This is a genomic window from Acidovorax sp. (genome assembly GCF_046294525.1).
In the GTDB taxonomy this organism is placed as follows: domain Bacteria; phylum Pseudomonadota; class Gammaproteobacteria; order Burkholderiales; family Burkholderiaceae_C; genus Acidovorax.
In genome coordinates, this window is record NZ_JBKBKQ010000017.1 from 1 (window position 1) to 16637 (window position 16637).

Consider the following 16637-nt stretch of genomic DNA (forward strand, 5'->3'; position numbering starts at 1 on the left):
CGCCGGGCAATTGCCCGCGCACAGCGCCTGCTGGGGGCGATCAATTCTCGAAAGCAAGGGCTGTCTTAGTTCGGGCATCACTACGGCACTGCCAGAACCGATTCGTGAAGAGCTTCCTTAAGACTGCTGATTTGCCGCTACCGTTTGGTCCAATCAGTGCAGTCACAGGGAAGTCGAATGTGATGTCTTCTCCAACAAAGCCTCGGATTCTTCCGATATTCGCTTTGAGCAAGTACATCCCGTAGTCGTGACGCCGAACCTTTTCGAGAAGCTGTGTCTTTGTAGAGTCGCGGATCTCGCTGAGTGGCATTTGGCCTACCTTCGTTAGATGAGTTGGTGTAAACAGGAGTATTTCTAACACGGGGCGGGATAGAAAATTCTCCAATTCCAAACTAGCCAAATTGATGTGGGCAGCAATTGAGTTCCGCACTGGCATTTGGACTTTGCTCTCGGTCCATCTTCGGCGGTAGCATGCCGCGGCACGCTGTATCCCGTGATGCTTTGCTGGAGAGCCGTTGTCGTAGGCTCAGCTCGTAGTCTTGAGCAGGTAGCCAGCAATATTTTGCGATCTACCATGCCTGACCATTTCCGCCGCTAATCCCAAGACCTCACCCCACCGCCCGCATCCCCACCAACCCCGGCATCGCCCCCCGCATCGCCTCCAAAAACAACCGCAACCTTGCCGGATAGAACCGCGCATACGGGTACACCAGGTACACCGGCAGCGGCGCCGCATGCCAGTTGGGCACCAGGTGCAGCAAGTTCCCCTGCCGCACATCGTTGTCCACGATCCATGCCGATGAAATGCACGCCCCCAGCCCGGCCAGGGCGGCGCTGCGCAGGGCGTACAGGCTGTCGGTGGCCAAACGTGGCGTGATGCCGAAGGTGTGCGCCTCGCCGCCGGGCTCCTGGGTCAGCGTGACCTCGCGGCGGTAGAAGGTGCTCAGGGCCAGCCAGGGCAGGGGTTGCAGGTCTTGTGCGTGCTGGGGCGTTGGGCGCCCGGCCATGAGGGCGGGGGCTGCCAGCACGATGCGAGGCACCTCGGCCAAGCGCACCGCCACCACGCTGGGGTCGTCCACCGCGCCGACCTGGATGGAGCAGTCGATGCCTTCGGCGATGAAGTTGGGGCGGCGGTCGTGCAGCATCCATTCCACGTCCACCTCGGGGTAGCGGCGCAGGTAGGCCATCAGCGGGGCGATGAACTGGTCTTGCCCAAAGGCGTGGGGCGCCAGCACGCGCAGGGTGCCGCGCGGGGTGTCTGCCGTGCCGCGCAGGTCGTCCTCCATGGCGCGCCAGTCTTCCAGCAGGGCCTTGGCGTGGGCAAAGCAGCGGTCGCCGTCTTCGGTCAGCTTCATCACATGGGTGGAGCGCTGCAGCAGTTTGATGCCCAGGCTGCGCTCCAGCGCCTGCAGGCGGCGGCTCACGGTGGGCTGGCTGGTGCCCAGTTGCTGGGCGGCGGCAGACAGGCTGCCGGCCTCGACGATGCGGACAAAGGTCTGCATCAGCTCGATGCGGTCTGCGCCGGGTTGGAGGGCTGGCAGGGTGTTGGTCATACGTCAAGCGTATAACGGATCTGTAATTCAGCCTACTACCCAGCGCGGCGGTGGGCTAGAACAATCGCACCATTCCTTTTCAATCGATGGTGTTGTGATGTCTTCCATTCAAAATGTGCATGCAAGCGGCGCGGCGGACGTTGCCCCGGTGAGTGCGCCGCTGCTGTTGCTGCTGGCGACCACGGCGGGGCTGAGCGTGGCGTCGCTGTACTACAGCCAGCCCATGCTGGGCGTGCTGGGGCCCGACATGCAGGCCGACAGCCGTGTGGTGGGGCTGGTGCCCACACTCACGCAGCTGGGGTATGCGCTGGGCATCTTGCTGCTGGCGCCGCTGGGCGACCGGTTTGACCGGCGCCGCATCATCGTCATCAAGTCCATCGCGCTGATGCTGGCGCTGCTGCTGAGCGGCCTGGCGCCCGGCATGGGCGCGCTGCTGGCGGCCAGCCTGGCCGTGGGCCTGGCGGCCACGGTGGCGCAAGACGTGGTGCCCGCCGCCGCCACGCTGGCCCCGGCCGCGCAGCGCGGGCGCATGGTGGGCACGGTGATGACGGGGCTGCTGCTGGGCATTTTGTTGTCGCGCGTGGTAAGCGGCTTTGTGGCACAGCAGTGGGGTTGGCGCACGGTGTATGTGGCGGCGGCGGTGGCCATTGCGCTGCTGACGGTGGCGGTGTGGCGCGGGCTGCCGCGCTTTGTGCCCACCACGCAGATGGGCTATGGCGCGCTGATCGGATCGATGGTGGCGCTATGGCGCCAGCACGCAGCGCTGCGCCGTGCGGCCTGGGCGCAGGGGCTGCTGGCCGTGGGCTTCAGCGCGTTCTGGTCCACGCTGGCGGTGATGCTGCACAGCCAGTTCAACCTGGGCACTGCGGCGGCAGGTGCGTTTGGCCTGGCGGGTGCGGCGGGTGCACTGGCTGCACCGCTGGCCGGGCGCCTGGCCGACAAGCGTGGGCCTGAGGTGGTAACGCGCTATGGCGCCGGGCTGGCTGCTGCGTCGTTTGCCGTGATGGCGCTGGCACCGTTGCTGCCTGCGCAGGTCCAGTTGGGCTTGATCGTGGTTAGCGCCATCGGCTTTGACTTTGGCGTGCAGGCCACGCTGGTGGCGCACCAGACCATCGTGTACGGCATCGACCCCGCCGCGCGCAGCCGGCTCAATGCGCTGCTGTTCACCGGCATGTTCATCGGCATGTCGGCCGGGGCAGCGCTGGGCGCCTTGGTTTTGGCGCAGTGGGGCTGGCTGGGGGTGGTGGGGCTGGCCACCGTGTCGTCACTGGCGGCCCTGGGGGTGCGGGTGATGCGGCGGCCAAGCTGATTTTGAATAAAAAGTGCCCGTAGCGCTTGATGGTAAATCGCTAGCAGCTATCAAAAAAGAGCGGCCATGGAGCCGCTCTTTGCTTTTTGCGTTCTTTGCCTCAGGCCTTCTTGACCTCGATGTGATACAGACCCCACGGGCACAGGCCAAAGCGTTCCTTCACCGGCTTGTCCTTGAAGGCGGGCAGCACGTCCGCGTCGTACACCGCCCACTGCGGGCCCAGGCCGCCCAGGGCCATGGGCTGGCCGTCGATGTGGGTGGCGACGATCATGCGGTAGGCCTGCACGTCGGCCATGCTGATGGTGACGTTGTAGCCGTCCACCGCGCGCAGCACCAGCTGCACGGGGCTGCCAGCGGCCACACCCGCAGCGGCCAGCACGGTGGTGAGCAAGGGGCCCTTGAGCGTGTGGGGCTTGCTGTCGTATTCGAGCGTGGGCTTGATGGTGATGGCGGGCATGCGCTGCAGGGCGGCGGCGTCGAGCGCGTGGGCTTTGTCGAACTGGATGCCGTGTTTGCCCATCATCTGGTCGATGGTGGCATCGAGCGCGCCCCGGTTGGGCTGGGTGATGGCGCCGCTGATGGTGAGCAGGGCGGGGCTGGATGCGGATGCCTTTGCCGATGCTTGGGCGGGTGTGGCGGCGCTGCCTGTGGTGGCCCACAGGCCGGCCAGGCCGGCGCCTGCGGCGGCTACAAAGTTGCGCTTGTTCATGCTGCTCATGTTGTTGTGCTCCTCGTTGCAATGAGGGGCGCATGGTAAGCGCAAGTTTTGGCGGTGCCACGCAAAAAATGGCAGGGGTGGAATGTGGCGGGGGCAGCTGGGCGGGCGGCTAGCGCTGCGGTGGCACGGCTGGCGGATTGGGCTGGCCGGCGCTCTTGCCCGGCGGGGCAGGTTCCACGGTTTTGCCCTGTGCGGCCAGATGTTCTTGTGGGCTGGGCCCCACGTTGGGACCGTCGGGCAAGGGCGTCAGCGTGTCGAGTGGTTGCGTGGACCCAGCATTGGTTGGAACGGGGTTTACGTCGGTCCTTGGAGGGGCGTGGTGATCTTGTGGCTGCGTCATGGGTGGTTCCTGGTCCTGAAGTGGGTAGGGTCAGCGGATGCCGTTGCCAGAGCTGCCGCCGGTGGTGCTGCCTGGGCCGGTTGTGCTTTGAGGAGCGCTGCCGGGCGCGCCGGGCGCCACCCCGGGCGTGGTGCCTGGTGTGCCGCCGCTGTTCATGCCCGACCCCAGGTTGGCACCGGTGCCGGTGCCCGGACTGACACCCGTGGCGGGGTCAGTGCCCATCGTGCCAGTACCAGTACCAGTACCAGTGCCAGTGCCACTGTAAGCGGACGCGCCACCGCTTCCCGCCGTGCTGCCAGGCCCGGAGCCGGTGTCCGACGGGCTCTGGCCAGTGGCAGGGCCGCCCACATTGCTGGAAGTACCCAGCGCATTGCCTCCGCTGTTGCCGCTTTGCGGCCCCAGCGTGGGCGTGCCGGGCGCGCCGGTGCCCGCGCCCGGGGCGGTGGTGCCGGGCGCGTTGTTGATGGGGGGCGGCTTGTTCACGCGGTCGCATGCGGACAAGGCCAGCGCAGCGGTGGCCAGCAGGGGCAGCGCCAGCTTGCGCAAACGGGTGGGGGTGGAGTGAGAGGTGCGCATGGGGTGGTCCGATTGAATGGGGGGGATAAGTGCAACGGCGCCGGGCGGTCTTCACAGCCCAGGCGCCGTCAGAGTGCGAGGCAGTGACGTTAGTGACGTTGCGGGGCCCGCTCACGCCGCGCGGCGTATGGCCTCGGGCCCGCGCGACAGCTCTGTGCCAGGCGCCCAGGTCCAGGTGGCCGATGCGTTGCGCGATGGCGATCCGCCAGCGTTGACTGCCTGGCGGTATTGCAGCGAGCTTTCGCCCTCATCCTCCAGCGCCACAAACGCAGTGCCGTTCTTGCGCAGGTTGGTTTCTTCTTCCACCACGCGGCGCACAAAGTCGCGCTGACTTTGAAAGCGGATGAAGCGGGGCAGGGCACCGTCGCCCAGCACCTCGGCCGGATCGCGCCGCTCGATGTCCTTGAACAGCTGCAACGCCACCTGCAGATGGCCCAGCTCGTAGTCCAGAAACCGCTCCCACAGCGCGCGGATGCGGGGGTTGGTCTCCTGGCTGGCACAGCCTGCGTAGTTCCACACCTCGCAGGCTTCGCTGATGAGCAGCTTCTCCAGCGGTGTCTCGTGCGGGTTGAGCATGGAGCCGTAGTGCGTGATGTGCTGCGACTCCACCGAGGCGATCTCGGCATACAGCTGGCGCGCCAGCGGGTCGGCAAACAGCGGGCCGATGTTCATGTAGTAGTCGTGCGTCTGGTACTCGCCGCCGGTCAGCGTCAGGGCATGCAGCTTGGTGCTGAGCGCTGCGTCGGGTCCGTACGGCTCCAGCAGGTCGTGCTCTGGGGCGCGGTGGTGGTCCCAGGTGGCGCGGGCGGGCACGATGTCGGTGTAGCCCTGCGTGATGTTGTTGGCGTCCTTGCCCTCCAGGCGGTCCAGCAGGGCGCTGTAGCGGTACAGGTGGTCAAAGTCCTCCAGCAGCGCGTAGCGGTAGCCCTGGGCCAGGTACGGGTCGGGCTCCAGTTGCGCGACCGAGGCCGTCACCTCAATGGCCGTCTGCTCGTAGCCGATGGTGGTCTCCAGCGGCGAGTGCTCGGCGCCAATCAGCCAGTTGATGGTAGTGGCCTGGTGCTGCTCGGCGCGCATCAGCTGCGCCAGGGGCACGCGGGCGTCAGCGTTCATGCGCAGGGCCACCTGCTTGGTGCGCAGCGAATCGAGCTCCAGCCCGTTCATCAGAATGGCGCGCACGCGGGTAAAAGCGTCGTCGTCGAGCTTGCTGATGGGCTTGCCCACCATGTCTTTCCAGGTCATGCGCTGGCGGTCCAGCGGGGTGCCTTTGTCTTGCAGCAGGTTCAGTGTCATGGGTGTCTCCGTGGGGTTGGGTGGTGCTGTGTGCGGTGTGCGGTTGACGCGATGTGTCACGCGGCCACGGTGGTGGCTGGTGCGGCAGCCAGGGCGGATACCCAGCTTTTGACGGTGATGAGGTGCTCGTCCTCCTCGGCCATGGCGCGCTGGAACTGCTGGACCAGTTCGGTGTTGCCCGCGTCCTCGGCCAGTGCCACCAGCAGTTCCCACCCGGCGTTGTCGGTCAGTTCGGCCGTCAGCATGGCGTTGAGCGACTGGGCCAGCGTGGTGCGCGGGTCGGTCACCACTTGCATCAGACCCATCGACGCGGTGGCGGCCACGTCGGCGCACGGCGTCTGGGCCGTGGGGTCGCCGCCCAGCGACCGCATCACGTCGCACAGCATCAAAAAGTGCTCGTGTTCTTCTGCGCGGATGCGCTGCAGCGTGCTGGCCACATCGTCGCCGCTCGCGTCCAGCGGCACGGGCATGGCGGGCACGCCGCCGGCTTCGGTCAGGGCTTCGTATTTGAGGATGAGCGCGTCGTACAGCCGGGTGCCGGTGCGCTCAAAGGCAATGCGCTCGCCGATCTTGTCCATCAGCATGTCTGGCCGGTGGCCCATGATCTTGTCCAGGCCCGTCTTCAGCATGCCCTGGATGGTGACGGGCGGCGGGATGGAGCCGACCGAGTCTGCTTCCATGATGAACACGCAGCGGTCGGCCTGGGCGAGCGTGGTGTCGGGCGCCTCTGCGGGGGCCCAGCGCTCATTGGCTTGCAGCATGGCCTGCACGCCTTCTTCAGACACTGCGGCGCCGGTGCGGTTTTCTCCGGTGGTGGTGGGTTGCATTGAGGTTCCTTTCGTTGTGGGGAACCTCACTGTCGAACCCATGGGATGAGAGCGTTGTAGGACGGCGGCGCCCAGGGCAGTAATGGGTGTGGTTAGTTATCGAAACACCATGGTAGGCCTTGATACATCCGGCGGCACGATGCACCAAGCCTGTGCCACATGGCCCGGCAGCACCCGGCAGCACCTGGAGGACTAGGCCTCGGCTCAACGCTTCTTGTCGTCGGTCTCGCCGAACACCGCCTGGCCTGCGCGTGACGAGGGCTTGCGGTCCGGGTGCTGCTCGATGGCGCCTTTGCGGTGGCCTGACGGCGAGACCTCGTCCTTGGGGCCGATGGCGGGCTGTTCGCCCCCTGGGCGGTTGGCATAAACGTCCTGGGTGCGGGCATCTTCGTCCTTCAGGCCGTATTGGTTGTGATCGGGCGGGGTGGCTGGGGGCTGGGCCATGGTGTGCTCCTTAGTGCGGGGTAACGGGTATCGCCACAGTCTGGCGCGCAGCCCGCCCACCGCCTGTGGGTGCAGCCGTGCGATGGGTGTAGGAACATGGCGTGCGCGGCGCATTGCCGCGCAGCGTGAGCCCCTGCGCCAGCGAAGGCCCGCAAGCGGCACCACAATCGGCGCCTTATGACTTCTTCATCGACGATGCTGCGGCTCATCAGCCTGGCGGCCTTTTGCAGCATGGCGTCCATGCGCGTGTGCGACCCCATGCTGGTGGCGCTCTCTCTTGAGTACCAGATCACCACCGGCGATGCCTCGGCCGTGATCGCTTCGTTTGCCGTGGCGTATGGCGTGCTGCAGCTGGTGTACGGGCCGCTGGGCGACCGCGTGGGAAAGGTGCGCGTGATCATCGGCGCCACCGCCGCCTGTGCGGTATTCAGCGCCGTCACGGCGCTGGCGCCCAGCTTCACGGTGCTGGTGGCGGCGCGCGCGGCCATGGGGGCAGCGGCGGCCGGGATCATCCCGCTGTCCATGGCCTGGATTGGCGATGAGGTGGCCTACGAGCAGCGGCAGGAGACGCTGGCGCGGCTGATGGTGGCCACGGTGACGGGGATGATGGCCGGCCAATGGTTTGGCGGCTTTGCCACCGAGACGCTGGGCTGGCGCGCCGCACTGGGGGCGCTGGCGCTGGCTTTTTTTACCGCCGCCGCGCTGCTGCTGCGCCATGCGCGGGCCAGCGGGGTGCTGGTGCGCAAACCCACAGAGGGTGCAGCGGAGTTCTCACTGCCTGGGTACCTGGCGGGCACGCTGGCCCTGCTGCGCATTGCGCGTGTGCGCTGGGTGCTGGCGGTGGTGGCCATCGAAGGCGCCCTGGCTTTTGGCACGCTGGCCTTTGTGCCGGCGCGCATGGTGGACGGTTTTGGCCTTTCGGCCGCAGCGGCGGGCGGCGTGATGGTGCTGTATGGCGTGGGCGGCCTCATCTACAGCGTGTTTGCGCGGCGCTGGCTGGCCGCACTGGGCGAGCAGGGGCTGGCGCTGCTGGGGGCCACACTGGTCGGCGTGGGCCTGCTGTCGCTGGCGTGGGCGCAAGCGGTGGTGTGGGCCATGCTGGGCTGTTTTCTGGCGGGCATCGGCTTTTACATGCTGCACAACACGTTGCAGGTACAGGCTACACAAATGGCGCCGCAGGCGCGTGGCACGGCAGTCACCTTGTTTGCGTGCCTGCTGTTTTTGGGGCAGTCCACGGGCGTGCTGATCGTGGCGTTCAGTGTGGATCGGGGCTGGCTGCCGCCGGTGTTCACGGCCGCAGCGGTGGGCATTGTGGTGCTGGGCTGGCTGATTTCGCGGCGGGTGCAGGCGCGGGGCGTGGCGGCGGGCTCGCCAGGGTAAGGGGGCGCTGCGCAGGGTTGTAGACTTTCGGCTGCCTGAGGGCCTGCAGCGTTTGCCGTCGCTGCTGCGTCCGGCATCTTTGCACCCCAGAGTGATCCATGACTGATTCCTTGCCCGACCTGCCACCGTTTCCTCGCGCCCCGGGCCCGATGAGCGCGCGCGTGCGGCAGTTCGACTGGGCGCAAACGCCGCTGGGCGGCATGGCGCACTGGCCACCCGTGCTGCGCCACGCGGTGGAGAACCTGCTGGCTTCTCACTACCCCAGCTGCCTGGTGTGGGGGCCGGACTACACCATGCTCTACAACGACGCGTTTCGCATCATCCTGGGCGACAAGCCCGATGCGCTGGGTCGATCGTTCAGGGACGTGTGGGCCGAGGCCTGGCCCGCAATCCAGCCGATGGTGGAGCGCGCCTACGCGGGCCAGGCCACCTTCATTGAAGATTTCGGCCTGGAGGTAAATCGCCACGGGCATCCTGAGCAGGCGTATTTCACCTTTTGCTACAGCCCCGTGCGCGACGAGCACGGCACCGTGCTGGGCATGCTGGACACGGTGGTCGAGACCACAAGCAAGTTCCAGGCGCTGCAGCGTTGGCGCGAGCTGACCGTGTCGCTGGAGCAGCAGGTCGCCCAGCGCACGGCAGACCGCAACCGGCTGTGGCAGCTGTCCGAAGACGTGCTGCTGGTGGCCCGCCTGGACGGCACCATCACCGCCGTGAACCCGGCGTGGACGGCCACGCTGGGCTGGACGGAATGCGACACGGTGGGAAAGCTGCTGGTCGCCTTTGCGCATGCCCACGACACCGCGCTGGTGACCAGCGCGGTGCAGCAGCTGGCAGCCGAGCCTGGGCGCCGCCAGATCGAGGCGCGCTACCGCCATCGCAGCGGCGGCGAGCGCTGGATTGCCTGGACGGTGGTGCCCAGCGATGGATTTCTGCACGCCGTGGGTCGCGACACCACCGAGCAGCATCTGCGCGAAGAGGCCCTGCGCAACGCCGAGGCGCGCCTGCGCCAAAGCCAGAAGATGGAGGCCGTGGGGCAGCTGACCGGCGGCATTGCGCACGATTTCAACAACCTGCTGCAGAGCATCGTGCTGCCGCTGCAGCTCATCCGACAGCGCATCGCGCAGGGCCGCCATGCGGAGGTGGACCGCTATGTGGAGTCGGGCCTGGCTGCGGCCAAACGGGCGGCGGCGCTTACGCAGCGGCTGCTGGCGTTTTCGCGCCGCCAGCCGCTGGACTCGCGGCCGGTGGACCTGGCCGGGTCGCTGCGCGGGCTGGAGACCATGCTGGCCACCACCTGCGGCGAGAACGTGGCGCTGCAGCTGACCCTGCCCGAGAGCGGCCTGTGGCTGGCCCTGACCGATGCCAACCAGTTCGAGAGCGCCGTGGTGAGCCTGGCCATCAACGCGCGCGAGGCCATGCCTGACGGCGGCGCGCTGCACATTGCGGCCGAGAACGTGGTGGCCGACGAAGCCACCGCAGCGTCCATCCCGGGGCTGGAGCCTGGCGAGTACGTGCGCGTCACCGTGCGCGACACCGGCACGGGCATGGCGGGGGATGTGGTGGCGCGGGCGTTTGATCCGTTCTTCACCACCAAGCCCATGGGGCAGGGCACGGGCCTGGGGCTGTCGATGATCTACGGCTTCATGCGCCAGTCGGGCGGCATGGCCGTGCTGGACAGCGCTGTGGGGCAGGGCACGGCGGTGTCGCTGTACTTCATGCGCGCGCAGCAAGAAGAGCCGCAGCCCGAGCCGGCCGCACCCGCCACGCCGCTGTCGGGCGCGCGCCGCCGCGATTCCATCCTGGTGGTGGAAGACGAGGACACCGTGCGTGCGCTGGCTGTGGAGTTGCTGCGCGACATGGGCTTTCAGGTCATGGAGGCCGCCACCGGTGGCGCCGCAATGGCGCTGCTGTCGGGTGCGGTGCAGTTTGACCTGCTGCTGTCCGACGTGGGCCTGCCCGGCCCCAACGGCCGCCAGGTGGCCGACTTTGCGCGCGAACAGTTCCCGGCCATCAAGGTCATTCTGATGACCGGTTACGCCGAGCAGGCTGCGCAGAGCCCGCAGTTTCTGGGCGCGCAAATGGAGCTGCTGACCAAGCCGTTTGACGCCCAGGCCCTGGTGGCCAAGGTGAACGCCGTGATGGGGCTCGGGCCTGCCCCAGCGCCGGTTGATGGGTGAATATAGATAAAAATCGGCTCTAGCGCTTATGGATAAAGCGCTGAAAGCTATCAAAATGGTAGTAACCCATCATGGTCTGCACGGTTGCTAGCACGGGTTTTATAACCAGCTGGTCTAAACACTCGATTTTTTGATCGTTTGTGTTCTTACGATTCACCGATACAGTCCCGCATCCCTTTATTTAGACACTGCACGCCGCAGCCGGGCTTTTTTCCTATCTGCCCCGGGGCGGCGTTGCTGCTTTTTTTCTCATGATCGACTTACGGGGTATCACCCAGACCTACCCGGGCCCACAAGGCCCCGTCGAAGCCCTGCGCGGCATCGACCTCACCATCCAGCCGGGCGAAGTGTTCGGCATCATCGGCAAGAGTGGCGCGGGCAAAAGCTCGCTCGTGCGTGTCATCAATCTGCTCAACCGGCCCACCACGGGCCAGGTCATCGTGGGCGGCCGTGACCTGACCCAGTTGAGCGACGCGCAGCTGCGCGAGGCCCGGCGCGAGATCGGCATGGTCTTCCAGCACTTCAACCTGCTGTCGTCGCGCACCGTGTTCGACAACGCCGCACTACCGCTGGAGCTGGCTGGCATGGGCAAGGCGGAGATCCGCGCCCGCGTAACCCCGCTGCTGGAGCTGGTGGGCCTGGCCCACCTGGCCGACCGTTACCCCGCTCAGATCAGCGGCGGGCAGAAGCAGCGCGTGGGCATTGCACGTGCGCTGGCCAGCCGACCCAAGGTGCTGCTCTCCGACGAGGCCACCTCGGCACTGGACCCGGAGACGACCCGCTCCATCCTCGACCTGCTGCGCCAGGTCAACCGCGAGCTGGGCCTGACAGTGGTGCTCATCACCCACCAGATGCAGGTCATCAAGCAGGTGGCAGACCGCGTGGCCGTGATCGAGGCAGGCCGCATCGTGGAGCAGGGCCGCGTACTGGACGTGTTCACCCGCCCGCAGCAGGCCATCACCAAGAGCCTGATCGACGAGATCCTGCCGCAGGAACTGCCTGCCAGCGTGCTAGACCATGTGCGCAAGCTCGCCGGCCAGTTGCAGGGCGGGCGCACGGGCCAGCTGCTGCGCCTGTCATACGCCGGCGACAGCGCCTACCAGCCCATCCTGTCGCAGCTGATCCGCGAGTTTGGTGTGGACATGAGCATCCTGCACGGCCAGGTAGACGAGATTCAGGACGAGACCTTTGGCTCTCTGGCCGTGTACGCCAGCGGCGATGCCGAGCGCCTGCGCGGTGCCGTTGCGCATCTGCGCGCGGGTGGTGTGGAAGTGCAAGAAGTGGCCGTTGCGGCCTGAGTGCAGGAAGGAATAAACCATGTTCGATCACTTCACTCCCGCCATGCTGGAGCTGTTTGCCAATTCACTGTGGGAGACGCTCATCATGGTGGGCATCTCCGGCATCGTGGGCGGGCTCATCGGTGTGCCGCTGGGCGTGTTCCTGCGCCTCACGGACCATGGCGGCGTGCTGCAGAACGGCCCCGTCAACAAGCTCGTGGGCTGGTTGGTGAACGCCGTACGCTCCACGCCTTTCATCATCCTGCTGGTGGCCATCATCCCCTTCACGCGCTTCATTACCGGCTCGTCCATCGGTACGGCCGCTGCGGTGGTTCCGCTGACGATTGCTGCCGCTCCGTTTGTGGCCCGCCTCGTCGAAGCCGCGCTGCGCGAGGTGGACCACGGCCTGGTCGAAGCCGCGCAGGCCATGGGCGCCACCACCAGCCAGATCGTGTGGAAAGTGCTGCTGCCCGAGGCGCTGCCCGGCATCGTGGCGGGGCTGACCATCACCTTCGTCAGTTTGACGGGCTATTCGGCCATGGCGGGGGCTATTGGCGGCGGCGGCCTGGGCGACCTGGGCATCCGCTACGGCTATCAGCGCTTTCTTCCCGAGATCATGCTGGCCGTGGTGCTGGTGCTGATTTTCTTTGTGCAGGCCGTGCAGAGCCTGGGGGACTGGGCGGTGCGCAAGCTCAGCCACCGATAGCCACCGATAGCCACCGATAGCCACCGGCAGCCCGCCTGCGCCGAGTGCGTCGCTTACTCCTGTGCGCGTTACCGCACGCGCACGGCAGTGCCCAGGGCGAACACGGAGTTGGGCACGTCTGCCGCCGGTAGCTGGCGCCGGGGCGGCCCTGGCCGTTGTGTCGCGTGACGGGCAGACGGCGTTGCGGTCGCCGCAGCGGCGCGCGGGTCTGCCGCGCTGTGCCCGGCCACTACGTCAGCAAGGGTGACGGACTCCAGGTGCTCAGCGACCGTCCGATTGAAGTCCTGCCACAGCCCGTGCGTCATGGCCCCCTGGCGGGCCGTCATGCTGTCATGGCCGGTGTCGGGAGTGCCGGTCTTGCCTTGTTCCGACGCATGGGCGATGTCCGCCACCGTGATGTCGCAGGCCTTGCGGCCCAGCGTGTAGCCGCCCCCGGGCCCGCGCGTGCTGACCACCAGCCCCGCCCGGCGCAGGGCGCTGAACAGCATCTCCAGGTACGACAGAGAAATGCGGTGCCGCTCACTGATGGTGGCCAGCGCCACGGGCCCCTGGCTGTCGCGCAAAGCCACGTCTGCGAGGGCGATCAGGGCGTACCGGCTGCGGGTGGTCAGGCGCATGGAAAACTCCTTTGGCAGAGGTGGCGCAAAGCGTCCAATAGGTGGACATAGTTGCGACCCGGGTGGGTAGGACACGGGGTTTTTTGGGGGTTCTTACTTGTCATGTGAGCAGCCCATTTCCACAAAACGTAGGACGCGGGCCATGCCTACTGCGTCGGCCCACTGCGTTGCCTGCAGCACGGTAACCTCATCGTGGTCAGCGGGGGCTGAAGGAAAAATATCTACGTTGAAGGCGTCTGAAGCCCTGTCGGCTGAGACCTTCACGGCGGCGCCCATAAGCGGAACGTGCACCGCCGGACGCGGACCGGTAGCTCCGTCCAGGTGCACACTCAGCACGCATCCCGGCAGCAGTGCGTAGGTCCATTGGTGCTCGGAATGCGCGTCGTCACCCAGGGCGTTCATCTTTGCCAGACGCTGGGGTTGGGTCATTTTCGACGGGTCGACGACCGGTGCATCCTGGGTGGGATAGCCGTCTGTGCACGCCGCGCCCCCCGCTAGGGCCCAGGCCGACAACAAGATGCACCAGCGGCGCTTCACTGCGAGCGGAACGGCAGGGAGGCCTTGAAATGCACGTATGGTATGGGTCACAGTGATACCTCGGCAGAAGGCTGTGGCACCTCCGGCGCGGGGATGCGCGTGGCCAGGATCTTGTCGATCGTCTTGCCATCCATGTCCACCACTTCCAGCTTCCAGTCCTCCCACTGCACCGTGTCGGTCACCTTGGGCAGGCGGCCCGTCAGCAGCATGATCATGCCGCTGAGCGTGTGGTAGCGCCCGCGTTCTTCCTCAGGCACGGTGTCCAGGTTCAGGCGGTCCTTCAGCTCGGGCACGGGGATGTGCCCATCCAGCAGCCAGCTTCCATCCTCGCGCTGCAGCGCCCAAGATGTCTCTGGGTCGCGCGGCTGGAACTCGCCGGTGATCGCCTCGATGAGGTCCTGCAGCGTGACGATGCCCTGCACCTCGCCGTACTCGTCGATCACAAAGGCCATGTGCACGTCCGACAGGCGGAAGTTGTCCAGCAGCTCCATGCCCGTGATCGTTTCGGGCACATACAGCGCCGTCTGCAGCGGCTGATCCGCCAGGTTGTGGGCATCGTCGCGCAGGCGGCGCGACAGCCACTGGCGCGCATTGATCACGCCCAGGATGTTGTCCATGCCCCCGCGCACCACCGGAAACCGCGCATGGTCCGACTCCTCGATGCACCGCAGGTTGTCCTCAAAGGGCGCATCCACGTCCAGGCACACCACGTCGCCGCGCGGCACCATGAGTGAGCCGATCTGGCGGTCGTCCAGACGGAACACGTTACGCACCATCGTGTGCTCGTGCGACTCGATCACACCGGCCGTGGTGCCCTCCACCAGCATGGCGTGGATCTCTTCTTCGGTCACCGGGCTGCCGCTGGTCTCCTTGACCCCCAACAGGCGCAGCAGCGTGCGCGTGGAGGTGGACAAGAGCAGCACGAAGGGCTTGGTCGCCAAAGCCAGCAGGTTGATGGGGCGCGCCACCAGGCGGGCAAAGGTCTCGGGGTAGGACTGGCCGATGCGCTTGGGCACCAGCTCGCCCACCACGATGGAGAAATAGGTGATCAGCACCACCACCAGGCCGGTGGCCGCGTAGCTGCCAAAGGGCATGGGCACCCCCAGCGCTTCCAGCCACAGGGCCAGGGGGCCGGCCAAGGCGGCCTCGCCCACGATACCGTTCAGCACGCCGATCGACGTGATGCCGATCTGGATGGTGGAGAGAAAACGCGTGGGGTCTTCGCCCAGCTTCACGGCGGCGGCGGCGCCGCTATCGCCCTCATCAATCAGCTTTTGCAACCGCGCCTTGCGGGCCGTGACCAGAGCGATCTCTGACATGGCAAACAGGCCGTTGAGGAAGATGAGGGCGAACAGTATTGCTATTTCCATGATGGAGTGGCGTGGATCGGTTTCAGGGCGCGCTTGCGGCGGAGCAGTGGCCGTGGCGCAAAAAAATTGTGAGCAAGGTCCACAGGGCAGAGGGCGCCTGTGAGTGGTGAGCAGCAATGCAAGACGCGGGAGTAGCTGCGCAGGACTTCGGATCAGAAGGTGCGAGTTGTTGGCTCGGATTGCACGCGGCGGCGTGCGCGGGGCACGCTCAGGCGAAGCGGCCGGAAGTCCTGGGAGGTTTGTGCGGCGGCGCCACCACGACAGAGAGCGGGCGGTTTACCGGCGGCGTTGTGGCATCTGCCGGCAGGGTGACGCCCATGCTGGCCAGGGGGCGAGGTTCCAGCGGTTCGGGAAGATCGTTCTTGTCGTCCAGCAGGGCGTGGTCGTCAGCGTCTGACAGCGCGCCAGGTGCGGCGGGCGCGTGCGATGCGCCCTGCGCCGTCGTCTCGGACCCGTGGGGCGCTGGTTCCGCTGGGTTCCAACCCACAGCCGACAACCCTACGCACAACAGAAAGTGGAGGATCAAAGCTGCGAAAAGACGCCGGTGCATGGTGGCTGAATTATAGGGACCGCCCATGGCGAGCCCGGGATCAGGCGGGAACCCGGTAGTGGTAGCCGTATGCGGGCTTGAAGCCCAGGTTGTCATAAAGCCGCAGCGCGGCGGCGTTTTGCTGCCGCACCTGCAGATAAGCGGATGTGGCGCCCGCCTGGGCGGCCCAATGCAGCAGGGCCTGCACCAGCGCCTGGCCGCGCCCGCTGCCGCGGTGTTCGGGGGCCACGGCTAGGTCATACAGGCCCACGGCGCCGCGCTCCAGCACGGCAAGGCCAAAGCCCACGGCCAGGCCGTCGGCGTGCAGCAGAGCGTACGCGGTGGGATGGGCAATCGCGTCCAGCATGCTGCGGTGCAGTGCGCGGTGGTGCGGGGCCACGCCGTTGGCAGCGGCAAAGCCGCTCAGCCAGGCATCGGGCGGCGTAGCCGTCACGATCACCCCGCTGGAGGGCGGCGGCAGTGCACCAGCAGCCAGCGGGCGGTGCAGCACCAGCGAAGGGTCGAAGTGCCGATAGCCGGCCTCAGCCAGTTCCTGGTCTGCCTCCGCTGGCGCCAGGGGCGATATGCGGAACACCGTGGGCAGGCCGTGGCGGGCATACAGCGCCGCGGCTGCCTCGCGCACGCCGTCAAACGGCGCGCCCGGCACCACAGCGTTGACCGAGTTGGCGCGCTTGGTGTAACCACCCGAAATGCGAAAAACCCACCCGCGGTGCAGCACGTTCTGGCGCGCGGGCCAAGCGTTGAAGCTGCGTTCTTCCAGCGCGCGGATGAGGGCCATCGGTACGGCCGAGGCCGTGGCGGGAGCAGCGGGAGTCGTCATGAGCAGGTTATACCAACTGGCGTGGACAACGCGCGGTATTGATATGGACCCATGGCGCGCCGACGCCGGCCCGGGTAGGCTTGCCGCCATGCACTATTCCGCGCCCGTTCCTTCGCGTCCGATGATCACCTTGGCGCTGC

At 66.7% G+C, this 16637-nt stretch carries 17 protein-coding genes; 5 read left to right on the forward strand and 12 right to left on the reverse strand.

The window, feature by feature from the left end:
- Positions 1-40 precede the first annotated feature (40 nt).
- Positions 41-436, reverse strand: a complete 396-nt coding sequence (locus ACK4HJ_RS15440; RefSeq protein ID WP_409833208.1) for an AAA family ATPase — start codon at positions 434-436, stop codon at positions 41-43.
- A 172-nt stretch (positions 437-608) separates the two neighbouring features.
- Positions 609-1553, reverse strand: coding sequence for a LysR family transcriptional regulator (locus tag ACK4HJ_RS15445; RefSeq protein ID WP_409833210.1), 945 nt, complete (start codon positions 1551-1553; stop codon positions 609-611).
- A 97-nt stretch (positions 1554-1650) separates the two neighbouring features.
- Here ACK4HJ_RS15445 and ACK4HJ_RS15450 point away from each other — a divergent pair, with 97 nt between their 5' ends.
- Positions 1651-2862 carry an MFS transporter gene (locus tag ACK4HJ_RS15450; protein WP_409833212.1) on the forward strand — a complete coding sequence of 404 codons (1212 nt, stop codon included), beginning with the start codon at positions 1651-1653 and terminating at the stop codon, positions 2860-2862.
- Positions 2863-2962: 100 nt separating this feature from the next.
- Here ACK4HJ_RS15450 and ACK4HJ_RS15455 read toward each other — a convergent pair whose 3' ends face one another.
- The 5 genes from ACK4HJ_RS15455 to ACK4HJ_RS15475 form a co-directional block, all read right to left on the reverse strand.
- Complete coding sequence (locus ACK4HJ_RS15455; RefSeq protein WP_409833368.1) at positions 2963-3571, reverse strand: molybdopterin-dependent oxidoreductase; 609 nt, start codon at positions 3569-3571, stop codon at positions 2963-2965.
- 379 nt (positions 3572-3950) lie between these two features.
- Entirely contained in the window at positions 3951-4496 is a 546-nt protein-coding gene (locus ACK4HJ_RS15460; RefSeq protein WP_409833214.1) for a hypothetical protein, read from the reverse strand.
- 111 nt (positions 4497-4607) lie between these two features.
- The gene (locus ACK4HJ_RS15465) at positions 4608-5789 is read right to left on the reverse strand and encodes a hypothetical protein (protein WP_409833216.1); all 1182 of its coding nucleotides are present in this window, start codon (positions 5787-5789) and stop codon (positions 4608-4610) included.
- 56 nt (positions 5790-5845) lie between these two features.
- On the reverse strand, positions 5846-6616 hold the full coding sequence (locus tag ACK4HJ_RS15470; RefSeq protein WP_409833217.1) for a ferritin-like domain-containing protein: 771 nt from the start codon (positions 6614-6616) through the stop codon (positions 5846-5848).
- 204 nt (positions 6617-6820) lie between these two features.
- Positions 6821-7060 (reverse strand): hypothetical protein, encoded by a 240-nt coding sequence (locus ACK4HJ_RS15475; protein ID WP_409833219.1) that lies wholly within the window; start codon positions 7058-7060, stop codon positions 6821-6823.
- A 177-nt stretch (positions 7061-7237) separates the two neighbouring features.
- Between ACK4HJ_RS15475 and ACK4HJ_RS15480 the strand changes: the two genes are divergently transcribed.
- The 4 genes from ACK4HJ_RS15480 (at position 7238) to ACK4HJ_RS15495 (ending at position 12603) form a co-directional block, all read left to right on the forward strand.
- Positions 7238-8440, forward strand: coding sequence for an MFS transporter (locus ACK4HJ_RS15480; RefSeq protein WP_409833221.1), 1203 nt, complete (start codon positions 7238-7240; stop codon positions 8438-8440).
- 98 nt (positions 8441-8538) lie between these two features.
- Positions 8539-10620 carry a PAS domain-containing protein gene (locus ACK4HJ_RS15485; RefSeq protein WP_409833223.1) on the forward strand — a complete coding sequence of 694 codons (2082 nt, stop codon included), beginning with the start codon at positions 8539-8541 and terminating at the stop codon, positions 10618-10620.
- A gap of 251 nt (positions 10621-10871) precedes the next feature.
- A complete protein-coding gene (locus ACK4HJ_RS15490; protein WP_409833225.1) occupies positions 10872-11918 on the forward strand; it encodes a methionine ABC transporter ATP-binding protein in 1047 nt (348 codons plus the stop codon).
- A gap of 19 nt (positions 11919-11937) precedes the next feature.
- A complete protein-coding gene (locus tag ACK4HJ_RS15495; RefSeq protein WP_409833227.1) occupies positions 11938-12603 on the forward strand; it encodes a methionine ABC transporter permease in 666 nt (221 codons plus the stop codon).
- A 68-nt stretch (positions 12604-12671) separates the two neighbouring features.
- Here ACK4HJ_RS15495 and ACK4HJ_RS15500 read toward each other — a convergent pair whose 3' ends face one another.
- From ACK4HJ_RS15500 to ACK4HJ_RS15520, 5 genes are all read right to left on the reverse strand, one after another.
- Complete coding sequence (locus tag ACK4HJ_RS15500; protein WP_409833229.1) at positions 12672-13220, reverse strand: Rrf2 family transcriptional regulator; 549 nt, start codon at positions 13218-13220, stop codon at positions 12672-12674.
- Between the two features lie 93 nt (positions 13221-13313).
- The gene (locus ACK4HJ_RS15505; protein ID WP_409833230.1) at positions 13314-13649 is read right to left on the reverse strand and encodes a hypothetical protein; all 336 of its coding nucleotides are present in this window, start codon (positions 13647-13649) and stop codon (positions 13314-13316) included.
- Between the two features lie 155 nt (positions 13650-13804).
- Positions 13805-15127, reverse strand: a complete 1323-nt coding sequence (locus ACK4HJ_RS15510; protein WP_409833231.1) for a hemolysin family protein — start codon at positions 15125-15127, stop codon at positions 13805-13807.
- Positions 15128-15335: 208 nt separating this feature from the next.
- Positions 15336-15677, reverse strand: coding sequence for a hypothetical protein (locus ACK4HJ_RS15515; protein ID WP_409833233.1), 342 nt, complete (start codon positions 15675-15677; stop codon positions 15336-15338).
- Positions 15678-15717: 40 nt separating this feature from the next.
- A complete protein-coding gene (locus ACK4HJ_RS15520; protein ID WP_409833235.1) occupies positions 15718-16497 on the reverse strand; it encodes a GNAT family N-acetyltransferase in 780 nt (259 codons plus the stop codon).
- Between the last annotated feature and the right edge of the window lie 140 nt (positions 16498-16637).